Annotated in this window: 13 protein-coding genes; 11 read left to right on the top strand and 2 right to left on the bottom strand. The window is 60.7% G+C overall.

Annotation, left to right across the window (positions count from 1 at the left end; genetic code table 11):
* Window positions 1-319 precede the first annotated feature (319 nt).
* The 5 genes from J3A65_RS04135 to J3A65_RS04115 all read left to right on the top strand — a co-directional run bounded on the left by J3A65_RS04135 (window position 320) and on the right by J3A65_RS04115 (window position 6,308).
* The gene (locus J3A65_RS04135; RefSeq protein WP_209899673.1) at window positions 320-1,837 is read left to right on the top strand and encodes an ABC transporter substrate-binding protein; all 1,518 of its coding nucleotides are present in this window, start codon (window positions 320-322) and stop codon (window positions 1,835-1,837) included.
* A gap of 97 nt (window positions 1,838-1,934) precedes the next feature.
* Entirely contained in the window at window positions 1,935-2,849 is a 915-nt protein-coding gene (locus J3A65_RS04130; protein WP_092663432.1) for an ABC transporter permease, read from the top strand.
* 14 nt (window positions 2,850-2,863) lie between these two features.
* Window positions 2,864-3,793, top strand: a complete 930-nt coding sequence (locus tag J3A65_RS04125) for an ABC transporter permease (RefSeq protein WP_209899967.1) — start codon at window positions 2,864-2,866, stop codon at window positions 3,791-3,793.
* The gene (locus J3A65_RS04120; RefSeq protein ID WP_092662778.1) at window positions 3,786-5,411 is read left to right on the top strand and encodes an ABC transporter ATP-binding protein; all 1,626 of its coding nucleotides are present in this window, start codon (window positions 3,786-3,788) and stop codon (window positions 5,409-5,411) included. Before J3A65_RS04125 ends, J3A65_RS04120 begins: the two co-directional genes overlap by 8 nt.
* 15 nt (window positions 5,412-5,426) lie before the next feature.
* Window positions 5,427-6,308 carry a dihydrodipicolinate synthase family protein gene (locus J3A65_RS04115; protein WP_092662780.1) on the top strand — a complete coding sequence of 294 codons (882 nt, stop codon included), beginning with the start codon at window positions 5,427-5,429 and terminating at the stop codon, window positions 6,306-6,308.
* Between the two features lie 211 nt (window positions 6,309-6,519).
* Here the strand turns inward: J3A65_RS04115 and J3A65_RS04110 are convergent, their stop codons facing one another.
* On the bottom strand, window positions 6,520-7,419 hold the full coding sequence (locus J3A65_RS04110) for a LysR family transcriptional regulator (protein ID WP_209899669.1): 900 nt from the start codon (window positions 7,417-7,419) through the stop codon (window positions 6,520-6,522).
* 115 nt (window positions 7,420-7,534) lie between these two features.
* Here J3A65_RS04110 and J3A65_RS04105 point away from each other — a divergent pair, with 115 nt between their 5' ends.
* Window positions 7,535-8,707, top strand: coding sequence for a mandelate racemase/muconate lactonizing enzyme family protein (locus J3A65_RS04105; RefSeq protein WP_209899666.1), 1,173 nt, complete (start codon window positions 7,535-7,537; stop codon window positions 8,705-8,707).
* 3 nt (window positions 8,708-8,710) lie between these two features.
* Here J3A65_RS04105 and J3A65_RS04100 read toward each other — a convergent pair whose 3' ends face one another.
* The gene (locus J3A65_RS04100) at window positions 8,711-9,736 is read right to left on the bottom strand and encodes a LacI family DNA-binding transcriptional regulator (protein ID WP_209899663.1); all 1,026 of its coding nucleotides are present in this window, start codon (window positions 9,734-9,736) and stop codon (window positions 8,711-8,713) included.
* A 240-nt stretch (window positions 9,737-9,976) separates the two neighbouring features.
* On the opposite strand from J3A65_RS04100, the gene J3A65_RS04095 reads away from it, so the two are divergent.
* From J3A65_RS04095 to J3A65_RS04075, 5 genes are all read left to right on the top strand, one after another.
* Window positions 9,977-10,957 (top strand): tripartite tricarboxylate transporter substrate binding protein, encoded by a 981-nt coding sequence (locus J3A65_RS04095; protein WP_192078347.1) that lies wholly within the window; start codon window positions 9,977-9,979, stop codon window positions 10,955-10,957.
* Between the two features lie 62 nt (window positions 10,958-11,019).
* Complete coding sequence (locus J3A65_RS04090) at window positions 11,020-11,499, top strand: tripartite tricarboxylate transporter TctB family protein (RefSeq protein ID WP_209899660.1); 480 nt, start codon at window positions 11,020-11,022, stop codon at window positions 11,497-11,499.
* A gap of 51 nt (window positions 11,500-11,550) precedes the next feature.
* The gene (locus J3A65_RS04085) at window positions 11,551-13,050 is read left to right on the top strand and encodes a tripartite tricarboxylate transporter permease (protein WP_209899656.1); all 1,500 of its coding nucleotides are present in this window, start codon (window positions 11,551-11,553) and stop codon (window positions 13,048-13,050) included.
* Between the two features lie 49 nt (window positions 13,051-13,099).
* Window positions 13,100-14,836 (top strand): L-arabinonate dehydratase, encoded by a 1,737-nt coding sequence (gene araD, locus J3A65_RS04080; RefSeq protein WP_209899652.1) that lies wholly within the window; start codon window positions 13,100-13,102, stop codon window positions 14,834-14,836.
* Between the two features lie 20 nt (window positions 14,837-14,856).
* Complete coding sequence (locus tag J3A65_RS04075) at window positions 14,857-15,567, top strand: ribonuclease activity regulator RraA (protein WP_209899649.1); 711 nt, start codon at window positions 14,857-14,859, stop codon at window positions 15,565-15,567.
* The last annotated feature ends 253 nt before the right edge of the window (window positions 15,568-15,820 follow it).

Genomic DNA, 15,820 nt, shown 5'->3' with positions numbered 1-15,820 from the left:
ACCAAAATAACAAAGTTGTCAAGTTTGAAGGGCGTTGAAATTTGAAGATTTAGGCCAGTTCATCAGCCTCATCGTCATGATAATAAATGCACTTATCCTCACGAAGGTTTGTCCAAATCATATTGAGGAAAAATTAATTTGACAAACTTGGTCAGACATCAGATGGTCTGCGTCAGCCCGCTTACGGCGACGAAACGGACGGAGGCATCCCGACCGACGCACAGGGCCACACGGAGGAATGCCTGAAGCGCACAGTCGGGAGACCATCGCAAGATGAGCACTGACCAGTGCGATCCGCAGCTAGAGGGAGGAGAATGACATGAAAACTTCGCACCTACTTGGAGCCGTTCTGTGCTCCGTCCTCGCACTCGGTACCGGTTTTTCTCCGGCTCAGGCTGCGTCGAGTGACATCAAAATCGTCTTGCCTGAGGAAGCCGACCTGCTCGAGCCCTGCATGGCGACGCGCTCCAATATCGGCCGCGTCATCATGGAGAATGTCAGTGAAACGCTGACCGAGCTCGATGTGCGCGGCAAGCAGGGCGTTATGCCGCGGCTCGCCGAAAAGTGGGAGCAGACCGGCGACGGCACCTGGCGCTTTCATCTGCGCCAAGGCGTGACATTCTCCGACGGAAAAGCCTTCGGCGCCAAGGACGTCAAATACAGCTTCGATCGCATTTTCAGCGACAAGAACATCTGCGAATCCCGCCGTTACTTTGGCGGCATGAAGTTCGACGTAAAGATCGTCGACGACACCACCATCGACTTCAAGGTCGATCCGGTTCAGCCGATCCTGCCGCTGCTGCTGTCGCTGGTGACCATAGTTCCCGAGGGCACGCCGCTCGAATTCATCCGCGAGCCGGTCGGCACCGGCCCGTACAAGCTGTCCAACTGGACACCGGGCCAGCAGATCGTGCTCGACGCGCGTGACGACTACTGGGGCAAGAAGCCCGCCGTTACCAAGGCCACCTACCTTTTCCGTTCCGATCCGGCCGTGCGCGCCGCCATGGTTCAGACCGGCGAAGCCGATCTTGCTCCGTCGATCTCGCAGGTGGAAGCGACCAACGAGAAGACGGACTTCTCCTATCTCGACAGCGAAACCGTGTATCTTCGCATCGATGGCAATATCGCGCCGCTCAATGATGTCCGCGTCCGCAAGGCGCTGAACCTCGCCATCGACCGGGAGGCCTTTATCGGCACGCTGGTGCCGCAGGACGCGGTTCTCGCAACGGCGCTTGTGCCGCCGACGACACTCGGCTGGAATCCGGATGTGAAAGTTTTCCCGTATGATCCGGACGAGGCGAAGAAGCTGCTCGATGAGGCAAAAGCTGACGGTGTTGCAGTCGACACGCCGATCACCGTCGTCGCGCGGACAGCCAATTTCCCGAACGTGACGGAAATCATGGAAGCCATCCAGGCTCAGTTGCAGGATGTCGGCTTCAAGATCGACCTCCGGTTTGTCGAAGTAGCCGAGCACGAGGTTTACTACTCGAAGCCGTTCAAGGAAGGTCGCGGTCCGCAGATCGTTGCCGCCATGCACGACAATTCCAAGGGTGATCCGTCCTTCACCATGTTCTTCAAATACGACTCGAAGGGCACCCAGTCGGGTTACTCCGATCCGAAGGTCGATGACCTGGTGTCCCGCGCCTCCGCTGCCACTGGTGATGAACGTGCAAAGTTGTGGTCGGAGCTGATCGCCTACGTCCACGACGATCTCGTCGCTGACGTTCTGCTCTTCCACATGGTTGGTTATTCCCGCGTGTCCGAACGTCTCGATTTCAAGCCGAGCATTGCGACCAACTCGATGCTGCAGCTCTCCGAGATCGGCATCAAGAACTAACCCGGACCATACTCCGAGGACGTATTTTGATCGTCCCAATCGAAGTGAAATGGGCGGCGGTCCTGCCGCCGTCCATTCCAGCAAGATCGAGGTCACCATGCTCACTTTCGTTCGCAAGCGCGCCTTTGCCAGCCTCATCTCGCTCGTCGGGCTGCTGGTCATGGTGTTTTTCCTGTCGCGGCTGACAGGCGACCCGGCTTCCCTTTTCCTCCCCGTCGAAGCATCCGCCGAAATGAAGGCCGAGTTCCGTGCGCTGCACGGCCTCGATCAGCCGCTTCTCGTGCAGTTCGGACAGTATGTCGGCAATGTCGTGACAGGCGACCTCGGCGAAAGCCTGCGCAAGGCGCGCCCGGCGCTCGATGTCGTTCTCGAAGCCTTCACCTGGACGCTGTGGCTTGCCGTCATCACCATGACGCTGGTCACCATCGCGGCGATCGTCGTCGGCTCGCTTGCCGCGTTTCGCACCGGCGGCTTCTTCGACCGGTTTTCCTCAATGGTGTCGCTGATCGGTGCTTCCGTCCCGGATTTCTGGCTCGCGATCGTCGCAATCGTGGTGTTTGCCATCCAGCTGTCCTGGCTGCCAACCTCCGGCACGGGTACGCTCTCGCACTGGATCCTGCCGATCTGCGTGCTGTTCGTGCGCCCATTCGGTATCATCGTGCAGGTGGTGCGCGGCTCGATGATTTCAGCGCTGTCTTCGGCCTATGTGAAGACGGCTCGCGCCAAGGGCGTCAAATCCGGGCCGATCATCTTTATCCACGCCCTGCGCAACGCCATGCTGCCGGTCATAACAGTGATCGGCGATCAGGCTGCCAGCCTTCTCAACGGCGCGGTCATCGTCGAAACTATCTTCGGTTTCCCGGGCGTCGGCAAGCTCATGATCGACAGCATCCTGCAGCGAGACTTCAACGTCGTGCTGGCGGCGATCCTTGTCACCGCTTTCGCCATCTTCCTCATGAACCTCGTGATCGACCTTGCCTATGCTCTGCTTGATCCACGCATCCGCTACTGAGGATCGACATGACCATGGCCGTCCCATCCCCCGCGCCCGAGAATGCCATTGCCGCCGAACCGGGCTTCTTCGTCCGCATGGCGCGTATGCTCTGGGCCGACAAGTTTGCGCTCTGCGCCGCCATCTTCCTCGTCTTCGTCATTGTCATGGCGATCATCGGACCGACCCTTCTTGATGATCTCGCCACCAAGCAGAACCTGCGCGGTCGCAATCTCGCGCCGTTCGATTTCAGCCGCGACTGGTTCATGTGGCTCGGCGCCGATGCACTGGGTCGCCCGCTCTGGCCGCGCATCATTGTCGCCACGCAGAACACGATCATGGTCGCGGCCGGCGCCGTGCTGATCTCCGCTGTCATCGGCACGCTGCTTGGCCTGATCGCCGGCTTCGCGTCGGAGCGGACCAGCCAGATTATCATGCGTATCGCCGACGTCATCATGTCCTTCCCGTCGCTGCTGGTTGCGGTGATCGTGCTTTATATTCTCGGCTCATCGATCCTCAACCTGATGCTGGTCCTGTCGATCACCCGTATCCCGGTCTATCTGCGCACCACCCGAGCGGAAGTTCTCGAAATTAAGAGCCGCATGTTCGTGCAGGCCGCCCGCGTCATGGGCGCATCGTCCAAGCGCATACTCTTCCGTCATATTCTGCCCGTCGTCTTTCCGACGCTGATGACGCTTGCTACGCTCGATTTCGCCTACGTGATGCTGGCCGAAAGCGCACTTTCCTTCCTCGGCATCGGCATCCAGCCGCCGGAAATCACCTGGGGCCTGATGATTGCCCAGGGGCGCCAATACCTGACCAATGCCTGGTGGCTGTCCTTCTGGCCCGGTCTTGCAATCATTCTGACCACGCTGTCGCTCAACCTTCTCTCCAACTGGCTGCGGATTGCGCTCGACCCGGTTCAGCGCTGGCGCCTGGAAATGAAAGGATCGAAACATGGCTGATCATCTTCTCGAGGTCCGCGATCTCTCCGTCGACTTTCACACCGTGTCCGGCACCGTCCACGCCGTGCGCAACATTTCCTACTATCTCGACCGTGGCGAAACGCTCGCCATCCTCGGCGAAAGCGGTTCTGGCAAATCGGTATCGTCGGCGGCGATCATGAACCTGATCGACATGCCGCCGGGCAAGATCACGTCCGGCGAGATCCTGCTCGACGGCAAGAATCTCTTGAAAATGTCGGGCGAGGCTCGCCGCGCGGTCAACGGCCGACGCATCGCCATGATCTTCCAGGATCCGCTCAGCCACCTCAACCCGGTCTATACCGTTGGCTGGCAGATGCGCGAGGCGCTGAAGACCCACGGCATCAGCACCACGCAGGCGCAGGCCGAAGCCTTGCGCCTGTTCAAGCGGGTGGCGCTGCCGGATCCTGAAGCTGCGCTCGACAAATATCCGCACGAGTTTTCCGGCGGCCAGCGTCAGCGCGTCATGATCGCCATGGCGCTGGCGCTCAAACCCGACCTGCTGATTGCCGACGAGCCGACCACTGCACTCGATGTCACCGTGCAGGCGGAGGTGCTGGCACTTTTGAAGGAGTTGCAGCGCGAGACGGGAATGGGTGTGCTGATCATCACGCACGATCTCGGCGTCGTCTCGGAAGTTGCCGATCGCGTCGTCGTGATGGAAAAGGGCCAGCTTGTCGAAAGCGGCACGGTGCGCGACGTCTATCGTAACCCGCAGCACGCCTATACCAAGAAGCTGATTGCCGCCGCCCCAGGCAAGGGCGACATGCATGAACCGGACGCACACGGCGCATCGATCCTCAGCGTCAAGGATGTCCGCAAGTTCTATGGGGGCTTCGAAGCGCTGAAGGGCGTGTCCTTCGAGCTGAAGCCGGGTGAAACCGTCGCCGTCGTTGGCGAAAGCGGATCGGGAAAATCGACGCTAGCCCGCGTCCTGTTGCGCCTCGAAGAGCCGGATGGCGGCACTGCGCGCTGGAAGGGCAAGGACCTCTTCACGATGTCGCCGGGCGACCTGTTCAAGCTGCGCCGTGACCTGCAGATGGTGTTTCAGGACCCGACCCAATCGCTCAATCCGCGCATGACGGTCTATCAGCTGATCTCCGAGGCCTGGGTCATCCACCCGGAAATCCTGCCCAAAGCCAAATGGCGGGAGCGTGCCGCCGAACTGCTCGATCAGGTCGGCCTGTCGCCTGAGCATATGGGGCGCTATCCGCACCAGTTTTCCGGCGGTCAGCGCCAGCGCATCGCCATTGCCCGCGCCCTTGCGCTCGAGCCGCAACTGATCGTCTGCGACGAGGCCGTGTCGGCACTCGACGTGTCTGTCCAGGCGCAGGTGATCCGGCTGCTCGACGGCTTGCGCAAGAAGATGGGCATCGCCTTCATCTTCATCGCCCACGACCTGCCGTTGGTGCGCGATTTCGCCGATTACGTGATGGTCATGCAGAAGGGCGAGGTCGTCGAGTTCGGCACGGTCGCGCAGGTCTTCGACAATCCGCAAATGCCCTATACGCAGGCGCTTCTTGCCGCCAGTCTCGACCCCGACCCGGACGTGCAGGCCACAAACCGCAATGCGCGCCTCGCACGCGTTTCCCAGATTTGATCCCGGAGTAGAATAATGACCAAGAAAGCCTTCGTCGCGATCGTGACATGCTTCAACGACGACGAGACCATCAATTATGAGGCCACGCGCGCCCAGGTGCGCCGTCAGGTCGCGGCTGGCAACAACATCATGTGCGCCGGCACCAATGGCGATTTTTCGGCGCTGACCCACGGCGAAAAGATCAAGCTGCTCGAGGAAGTGGTCGACGAAGTCGGCGGCAAGGTCGATGTCATCGTCAATGCCGGCATGCCGGCCACTTTCGAAACGCTGCAGCTTGCCAAGGAATTCGACCGGATAGGCGTGACCGGCATCGCCGTCATCACGCCGTTCTTCATAGCCTGCACGCAGGATGGTCTGGTCCGCCACTTCTCGACTGTCGCTGATGCCGTCGACACGCCGGTCTATCTCTACGATATCCCAGCCCGTACCCAGAACCATATCGAGCCGGAAACCGCCCGCAAACTGGCGACCCACGGCAATATCGCGGGCATCAAGGATTCCGGCGGCGCGCAGGAGACACTGGCCGCCTATCTTCAGGTTTCCAAGGAGGTCGACGGTTTCGAAGTCTATTCCGGCCCCGACCATCTCGTGCTCTGGGCGCTGCAGAACGGCGCTGCCGGCTGCATCTCCGGTCTCGGAAACGCTATGCCTGACGTCTTGGCCGGCATCGTCGGCGGCTTCAATTCAGGCGATATCGCAGAAGCCGAACGGCAGCAGGACATCTACACCGCTTTCCGCACCGATCTCTACGCCCACGGCTTCCCGCCGGCCATGGTCAAGCGCGCGCTCTACCTGCAGGACCCCTCCGTCGGCGCCAGCCGCCAGCCGGCACTGCTGCCAAATGCGGAGCAGGACGCCCGCATCGGCGAAACGCTGAAGACGTTCGGACTGCTGTAAGCAGCGACTGAGATATTGAAGGTCCGGACCGGAACCGTGCTCCAGTCATGCAGCGCTGACGGATCCTGATGCTGCGATCAGCTATTCTGGGGCACTCGGCCACGAAGAGTGGAGTCAGGCAGCACGAGGCCCGATTAACATCCAAGACTCGTCCGAGAACTGGATTGGCGAGAGATGGTCCTGAAATCGAGCACCGACTGCCTCTGCAGATCTAGCTGGAGAGATCACGCACTGCGGAGCTTCCAACAAGAGAGCGAATCTCCGGCAATAGGGGATTGCGGTTTTCGCTGCTCCATATGGCATGCAGTTCCGCGATGCATTCCTGCCTGAGGTCGAGCGGGCGGAAGACGACGTTGTCGAAGCATGCGTGGCGCGTTGCCGCCGGGACGATGGCGAGGCCGATGCCGGCGCTCACCAGCGACAGGATGGCCTGTGAATGGGTCATGCTCTGGACGATGTGGGGCGTGATGTTGTTGTCGGTCATCAATGCGGCGAGCTTTTCGTGCAGATAGCGGGCCTGGGGTGAGAACATGATGATTGGTTCGCCATTCAGCGCCTCCAGCGTGGGCCTTCGCCTTGATGCCAGCGGGTGTGCCCGCGGGATGGCCAGCATCATCGGTTCCCGCACAACGCACAGGCTTTGCAATTGATGCGTGCCGGAAAGCGGGCGGGAAAAGCCGAGGTCGACATCGCCGCGATTGATCGCCTGCAACTGTTCGGCCGTTTCCATCTGTACCAGGTCGAGTTCGATCTGCGGCGTAAGCCTCCGGGCGGCTGATATGAAGTGCGGCAGAAAGCCGTAGGTTGCGGCGCCGACGAAAGCGATCCGGATGGAGCCGGCGCTGCCGCGGGCGGCGCGGCGTGTTGCCGTTATTGCTGCATCACCTTGTGCCAGAAGCTTTTGCGCTTCGGCGAGAAACGCGAGGCCCGCCGGGGTCAGCGTGACGCGCCGGCTGTTGCGCTCGAAGAGCGTCACGTCGAGTTGCTGTTCCAGCAGCCTGATCTGCCGGCTGAGTGGCGGCTGGGTCATGTTCAACTGCCTCGCGGCGCGGCTGAAATTGAGTTCCGACGCGACAGCGACGAAGGATTTCACCTGAACCATATCGAGCATCTATTCAATTCCTGTATCGCTGAGCGACAATCTTCGGTTTGGACTTAAATGGATCGGACGCGTATTCGTCAAGCAGGACGCTCCTTGCGGGCGCACGACAGGAGGAGTTGGAGACATGGACGCGCAAATGGAAAAGAAGACTGCATCGCAGGCCGCCGTTGAGGCGGATAGCATCGCCTGGATCAAGCTGTCTTCGGTCTTCCTGCCGCTGAAGACACCGATCAGTGATGCGAAGGTGCTGACCGGGCGGCAACGCCCGCTCACCGAAGTGGCGTTCCTGTTTGCCGAGATCGAGACGAAGCATGGCCATTCCGGTATAGGGTTCAGCTATTCCAAGCGCGCCGGAGGACCTGGCCAGTACGAGCATGCCAAGGAAATTGCCGATGTGCTGATTGGCGAGGATCCGAACGATATCGGCAAGCTGTGGAACAAGCTGTGCTGGGCGGGGGCATCGGTTGGGCGCAGCGGGCTTGCGGTGCAGGCGATCGCGGCTTTTGATGTGGCGCTGTGGGACCTCAAGGCCAAGCGCGCAGGACTGCCCCTCGCAAAACTGCTGGGAGCGCATCGCGATAGCGTGCAGTGTTACAATACTTCTGGTGGGTTTCTCTCTTCTCCGATCGAGGAGGTTCTCGAGAATGTCGAACAGTCGATTGCCGACGGTATCGGCGGTATCAAGATCAAGGTGGGCCAGCCCGACCTAGCACTCGACCTCAAGCGAGTTGCTGCCGTGCACGAGCGTATCGGCGAGCGGGCGGCAATGATGGTCGATGCCAACCAGCAATGGGACCGCCCGACCGCCATGCGCTTCGGCCGCCTGATGGAGCCCTATCACCTGACCTGGATCGAGGAGCCGCTGGATGCCTATGACGTCGAGGGGCATGCGGCACTTGCAGCCCAGCTTGATACGCCCATCGCGACCGGTGAGATGCTGACGAGTGTGCTGGAGCATGTGGCGCTGATCCAGAACAATTCGGTCGATTTCATCCAGCCGGACGCCCCGAGAGTGGGTGGCATCACGCCGTTTCTGAAGATCTGCGCGCTGGCGGAGGCGAAAAAACTCCAGCTCGCCCCGCATTTCGCTATGGAAATTCACCTGCATCTTGCCGCAGCCTATGAGCTGGAGCCGTGGGTAGAGCATTTCGACTGGCTCGATCCGCTGTTCAACGAACGGCTCGAGATCCGAGATGGGCGCATGCTGGTACCAAACCGTCCGGGCCTCGGGATCACGCTTTCGGAACAGGCTGCCCACTGGACACGCGGCACGGCGGAGTTCGGCAAGCGGGCCTGAGGCTCAGGCGGTTCCTCGGACGACGATGTGGAAATCGATATTGATCATCGCTTCCACATTCTTGTCGCCAGCAATTTTTCTAAGGATCGACTGGGCTGCTTTGGTTCCGATATCGCGGCGATCGATGCGCACGGTGGTCAGCGGCGGGTGGGTGTGAGGCGCAAAGTCGAAATCACCGAACCCGACGATGGCAAGTTCGTCCGGCATGCGGCATCCGCGCGCGTAAGCTTCCGCCAGTGCTCCATGGGCAACCACGTCCGACGAGCAGAATACCCCGAGAGTTCCCTTTCCGCGATCGAGAAGTTGTGCCATCGCCAGCCTTCCGTCGCGGAAGGTGGAGGGCGAATTCATTTCCAGGTCCGGCAGTTCGACATCGGCGACGCCTCTCAGGCGGCTGACGAAACCATCGCGGCGCTGGACGGCGCGGGGATCGTTGGCGCCGACCTGTGCGTAACGGTCATATCCCCGGATGAGAAGATGGTCGGCAACCAGTGCGCCGACAGCGGCATGGGAAAACCCGACGGCGGTATCGAGTGGCGAAGGTGTCGAATCCCAGATCTCGACGATGGGCAGGCCGGCACCCGTCAGCATCGCGCGGGTTTCCTTGAGATGTGTGATGCCGGTAAGGATCACGCCATCGGGCCGGCGGGCAAGAATGGCGCGGGTCAGTTCCAGTTCGCGCGCTGGCTCATAGCCGGAAAGGCCGAGCAGCAGCTGATAACCGGCAGAGACCAGTTCGGCATTAAGGCCCTCGATCGTTTCGGCAAAGATGGTGCTGGCAACAGAGGGAACGATCGCGGCGATGAGCCTCGTCCTTCGGGATGCGAGGCCGCCCGCGAGAAGATTGGGCACATAGCCCGTCCTCGCAATGACCTTCTCGATCGCCTCCAGCGTTCGTGGTTTCACCAGAGCGGGCGTGTTGATGGCACGGGACACAGTGACAGGCGAGACCCCTGCGAGCTTCGCGATATCGGCAAGTGTCACCGGGCTGTTGCTGGTCATGCGCTTGCTATTGAAATCGTCTGTCATCGTAAGTGCCCCTATCAAAATGAGTTACGCTTTCATTTTGGAACTAATCAAGTGGCCGGAGACGAAATCCTACTACGGTACGTCCAATAGACTGATTTTTAACGCTTTAAATTTTGCGATTGGATGTTGCGGTTGCGGATTTTGACGGTAAAATGAAAGCGCTTCCATTTCTTCGGAAGGAGGGTTTCGAAGAATGGTTTAATGGGACCGGCCGAATGCCGGATAAGTGGAGGAAGTATTATGAACCTCAAGCGTTTCATGACGTTGGCGGCCGCTACGGCCGTGATATCAGCAGTCGGCATGACGGCTAGCCGTGCGCAGGACTATCCGACAAAGACCGTAACCGTCGTCGTTCCCTTTGCGGCCGGCGGCAATACCGACACATTCGGCCGCCTCGTCGCGGAAGAACTCGACAAGCGGTTGGGCCAGCGTTTCATCGTCGAGAACAAGCCAGGCGCCGGCGGCAATATCGGCCTTGGCGATCTCGCCCGCTCCAAGCCCGATGGCTACACGATCGGCATGGGGACAGTGAGCTCGAACGCGATCAACCAGACACTTTACAAGAACCTCCCTTACGACCGGGAAAAGGGCTTCGCGCCGATTTCGCTGATCGCCAGCCTGCCGAACGTGCTTGTCGTCAACCCGGACAAGATCAAGGCAAACACTGTCGAGGAGCTGATCGCGTTCCTGAAAACGGAGCCAGGAAAGCATACCTACGCTTCATCAGGTGTCGGCACATCGATCCATCTTGCAGGTGAGCTGCTCGCGACAAAGACCGGCATCAAGATCACGCACGTACCCTACAAGGGTAGCAGCCAGGCAATCCTGGACGTTGTCGCCGGACACGTGGATATGATGTTCGACAATATTCCCACGGCCGCACAGCAGGTAAAAGCCGGCAAGGTAAAGGCGCTGGCCGTCACCAGTCTGGAAAAGGCCAATCTGCTGGCTGACGTGCCGACCATGGCAAGCGTCATCCCCGGCTTCGAGGCGACCTCGTGGCACGGGCTCTTTGCTCCTCCCGGCACGCCGCCGGAAATCGTCGAAAAGCTCAGCAAGGAAGTGCAGGCGATCGTTGCCGATCCGGCGATGAAGGCAAAGCTCGAAGCGATGGGCGTGACGCCTGTCGGCAATACGTCGGCCGAGTTCCAGGCTTTCATCGACAAGGAAACTGCGAAGTGGGCCGAAGTCATCAAGGCCGCCAACGTGCCGCTGCAGTGAGACAATCTGTTGGCCGGGTCTAGTCTCCGGCCGGCACGTCTTTCACACCTGAGTATCAAGCCATGCTGAAAATTAGAAACGGCCGCGACTTCGTCGGCGGCGTGACGATGATTTGCGCCGGACTTCTGTTCATCTGGTTCGGCCGCGAGCTCGCAGTCGGCACCTCGTTCCAGATGGGCCCCGGCTATTTCCCGATCATGCTGAGCCTGCTCCTGATCGGGATCGGTGGGCTGATCATCGTGCAGGCGGTGATGGTCGGCGTCGAGGCGAGCGAGCCGGAGGTCTGGAACTGGAAGGCCTATGCGCTGGTGATTGCGGCGCCGGTCGGCTTCGGCCTGTTGCTCTCGGGCCTTGGTCTTGCGCCTACGATGTTCCTCATGATCGTCGGGGTCGCGACCGCAAGCCGATACGCCAACTGGCGGCACTCGATCCTGCTGGGGCTGTTTCTCGCGGTCTGTTCCTCTCTGCTTTTCACAAAACTCCTTTCGCTTCCTGTCAGCGCCTTCGGCCCATGGGTTCCCTTCATCGGCGAACTCATCTGACGCTTGCACCTGATGCCTTAGGGCAGCCGACGAAACCGGATTGGATTGCATATGGATCTCTTTTCTAACCTCTGGCTCGGCGCCTCGACCGCCTTCATGCCGATGAACCTGTTCTACGGGTTTGTCGGCTGTCTCTTGGGTACCGCGATCGGCGTGCTGCCGGGCCTCGGGCCGACGGCCACGATCGCCATGCTTTTGCCGATCACCTTCGGACTGCCACCGGAATCCGCCCTCATCATGCTGGCCGGCATTTTCTACGGCGCCCAGTATGGCGGCTCGACGACGGCGGTGCTCATCAACCTTCCGGGCGAAAGTTCGTCCGTCGTCACTGCGATCGATGGTTACCAGATGGCCAGAAACGGCCGCGCCGGAGCAGCGCTTGCAACCGCAGCTCTCGGCTCCTTCTTCGCCGGCACGGTTGCGACGATCCTGCTTGCGGTCGCAGCGCCGCCGCTTGCGGCCGTCGCCCTCAATTTCGGGCCGGCGGAATATTTCTCGCTGATGGTTCTCGGCCTCGTCGCGTCCGTGGCGCTTGCCAGCGGATCGCTGCTCAAGGCGTTCGCGATGATCGTGTTCGGGCTTATCCTCGGCACGGTCGGGACGGATGTCGAAAGCGGAACGCCGCGCTATGTCTTCGACATTCCGGAACTCTATGACGGACTGAATTTCGTCGCCGTCAGCATGGGTATATTCGGCATTTGCGAAATCCTGCGCAATTTGGAAAGCGAGCAGGAACGCTCGGTCGGCATCAAGAAGGTAACCGGCCTGATGCTGACCAAGCAGGATTTCAAGCGCATCATCGCGCCGGTCCTGCGCGGCACGGCACTCGGCTCCTTCCTTGGCGTGCTGCCGGGTGGCGGGGCGATGCTGGCATCGTTTGCCTCTTACGCGGTGGAAAAACGGATCTCTCCGAACCGGGCCGAATTCGGCAAAGGGGCGATCGAGGGCGTGGCTGCGCCGGAAGCGGCCAACAATGCCGGCGCGCAGACCTCGTTCATCCCCATGTTGACGCTCGGCATTCCCGGCAACCCGGTGATGGCGCTGATGGTGGGCGCAATGATCATCCAGGGCATCACACCCGGTCCGAACGTGATCTCCGACGAGCCGGAACTGTTCTGGGGCATGATCGTCTCCATGTGGTCGGGCAATCTGATGCTCGTGATCCTCAACCTGCCCCTGATCGGGCTCTGGGTGCGGATGCTGACGGTCCCCTATCATTTGCTGTTTCCGGCCATCATCGGCTTCTGCTGCATCGGCGCCTACAGCATCAACAACAGCGTGTTCGACGTCTTCGTCATGGCAGGCTTCACCGTTGTCGGTTTCGCGCTCAGCAAAATGCGCTTCGAGCCGGCGCCGCTTTTGCTGGGTTTCATTCTGGGACCGATGCTGGAGGAGAACCTGCGGCGCGCGATGCTGATCAGCCAAGGCGACCCGTCGATCTTCGTGCGCAGCCCGCTCAGCCTGTCGCTGCTGATCTTCGCCGTTGCCGTTCTCGCGCTCGTTCTGGCACCGAGCATCAGCCGCAAACGCGAAGAGGCGTTTACCGAATAAGCGATCATCGTGATCTTGGAAGAGTGCCCTCGCGGCACGGGAGTTTGGAATGGCAGGCAGGAAGACTTACGAAGAACTGCGCTCGGCGCGCTGGATGATGCCGGATGATCAGCGTTCGTTCGGGCACCGGTCGCGAACGATGCAGATGGGCTATGCCCCGGAGGACTGGGAAGGCCGGCCGATCATCGCGATCATCAACACCTGGTCGGATGCGCAGCCCTGCCACATGCATTTTCGCGAGCGTGTGGAATGGGTGAAGCGCGGCGTTCTGCAGGCGGGCGGTTTCCCGATGGAGCTGCCGGCGCTGTCGCTGTCTGAAAATTTCGTCAAGCCGACCACGATGCTTTATCGCAACATGCTGGCCATGGAGACGGAAGAGCTTCTGCGCTCGCACCCGATCGATGGCGCTGTGCTGATGGGCGGCTGCGATAAGACTACGCCGGGCCTGGTGATGGGCGCGGTTTCGATGGGCGTTCCCTTCATCTACCTGCCGGCCGGACCCATGCTGCGCGGCAATTATGCCGGCAAGGCGCTGGGATCCGGCACAGACGGGTTCAAATACTGGGACGAGCGACGGGCAGGCACCATCTCCAAGGAGGAATGGCAGGGGATCGAGGGCGGTATCGCCCGAAGCTATGGCCACTGCATGACGATGGGCACGGCTTCCACGATGACGGCGATCGCCGAAGGCATGGGGCTGACGCTGCCAAACGCGTCTTCCATTCCGGCCGCAGATGCCAACCACCAGCGCATGTCGGCCACCTGCGGGAGGCGGATCGTCGAGATGGTGTGGGAGGATCTGACGCCGGACAAGGTGATCACGCCGGCTGCCGTGAACAATGCCGTGACGATCGCGATGGCGACGGGGTGTTCGACCAATGCGATCATTCACCTGATCGCCATGGCCCGCCGGGCCGGCATTCCGCTCGAACTCGACGACCTCGACCGGATCGGCCGCACCACGCCCGTCATTGCCAATATTCGCCCATCCGGCAGCACCTATCTGATGGAAGATTTCTTTTATGCCGGCGGCCTCAGGGCCCTGATGAAGCAGCTCGGCGACAAGCTCGATCCGACAGCGATCACCGTTACCGGCCTGCCGCTGACCGAGGGTCTGGATCAAGTCAGGATCTACAATGAGGACGTCATTCGGGCGCTCGACAATCCGGTCTATCATGAAGGCTCTCTCGCCGTGCTGAAGGGCAACCTTTGCCCGGATGGAGCGGTGATCAAGCCCGCCGCCTGCGACCCTAAATTCCACAAGCATCGCGGCCCGGCACTGGTGGCCGACAGCTATGCCGAATTGAAGACGATCATCGACGACCCGGATTATCCGCTGACGCCGGAAACCGTGCTGGTTCTGCGCAATGCAGGGCCGCAAGGTGGGCCGGGCATGCCGGAATGGGGCATGATCCCGATGCCGAAAGCGCTTCTGAAGCTCGGACTACGCGATATGGTCCGCATTTCCGATGCTCGCATGTCCGGCACGAGCTTCGGCGCCTGCGTGTTGCATGCCTCGCCTGAAGCCTTTGTCGGCGGCCCGCTGGCGCTCCTGAAGACCGGTGACATGGTGGAACTCGATATTCCGGCACGCAGCCTCAACATGCTGGTCTCCGGCGAAGAGCTCGACGCGCGTCGCGCCGCCTGGGTGGCGCCGGAACCGCGCTATGAACGGGGCTATGGCTTCATGTTCACCAAACATATCGAGCAGGCTGACAAGGGCTGCGACTTCGATTTCCTGAAGACGGACTTCGGCGCCAAGGTGACCGAGCCGGCGATCAACTGAGCAAGCATCAAGGAGAAACTATGAACCCCGCAACCCGTGACAAACTGATGGGCGTCTCCGTCGCGACGCTCTGCTCGGCGCTCTACAAGCGCGGCCTCAGGAACCAGACGATCCAGGACGTGCGGCCGGTCAAGCCGAAGGGTCGCAATATGGTCGGGCCCGCTTTCACGCTCCGCTACATGCCGGCGCGCGAGGACCGCAATCCCATGACGGTGTTTCGCAACCCGCAGCATCCGCAGCGCCACGCGATCGAGACCTGCCCTCAGGGCCATGTGCTTGTGATGGACAGCCGCAAGGACGCGCGTGCAGCGTCCGCCGGCGATATTCTCATTACCCGGCTGATGGTGCGCGGCGGGGCAGGGGTCGTGACCGATGGCGGCTTTCGTGACGCGATGGTGATCGGCGAACTGGACATTCCCGCCTATCATCACCGACCCTCCAGCCCGACAAACCTCACCCTGCACGAGGCGATCGACATCAACGTCCCGATCGGCTGCGGCGACGTCGCCGTATTCCCGGGCGATATCGTGGTCGGCGACGACGACAGTGTCATCATCATCCCGCTGGAAATCGCCGACGACATCGCAGACGAGGCGGTCGAGATGACGGCCTACGAGGATTTTGTCGCCGAACGTGTCAAGGCCGGTTACACGATCATTGGCCTGTATCCCGCCACGGACGAGAACAATTTGTCGATCTTCGCCGAATGGAGAAAGTCGAATGGTCGGTGAGGGGATGGAGGTCGGGGTCCAGGGTGACGGTCGGCCAAGACCTCTGGAGATGGCGCTTGCGAAGCTATTTTGCCCTATCACGATGATCGGTGGTTGCCGCGCGTTTCAACGCCTCACCGGAGGCCGACATACGCTATTCGCGAGTAACGACGGCCAAGCTGGAGCACGATTGCAACTTCGGTCTCGTATCATGTCTCGCCGTCATGGTTGAAGAACGGACATTTGCGATAGGCATCGGCTTGCGTCGTCATTG

Source organism: Rhizobium sp. PvP014 (assembly GCF_017876855.1).
GTDB classification, from domain to species: Bacteria; Pseudomonadota; Alphaproteobacteria; order Rhizobiales; family Rhizobiaceae; genus Neorhizobium; species Neorhizobium soli.
This window is presented reverse-complemented; position numbering and strand designations above follow the sequence as displayed.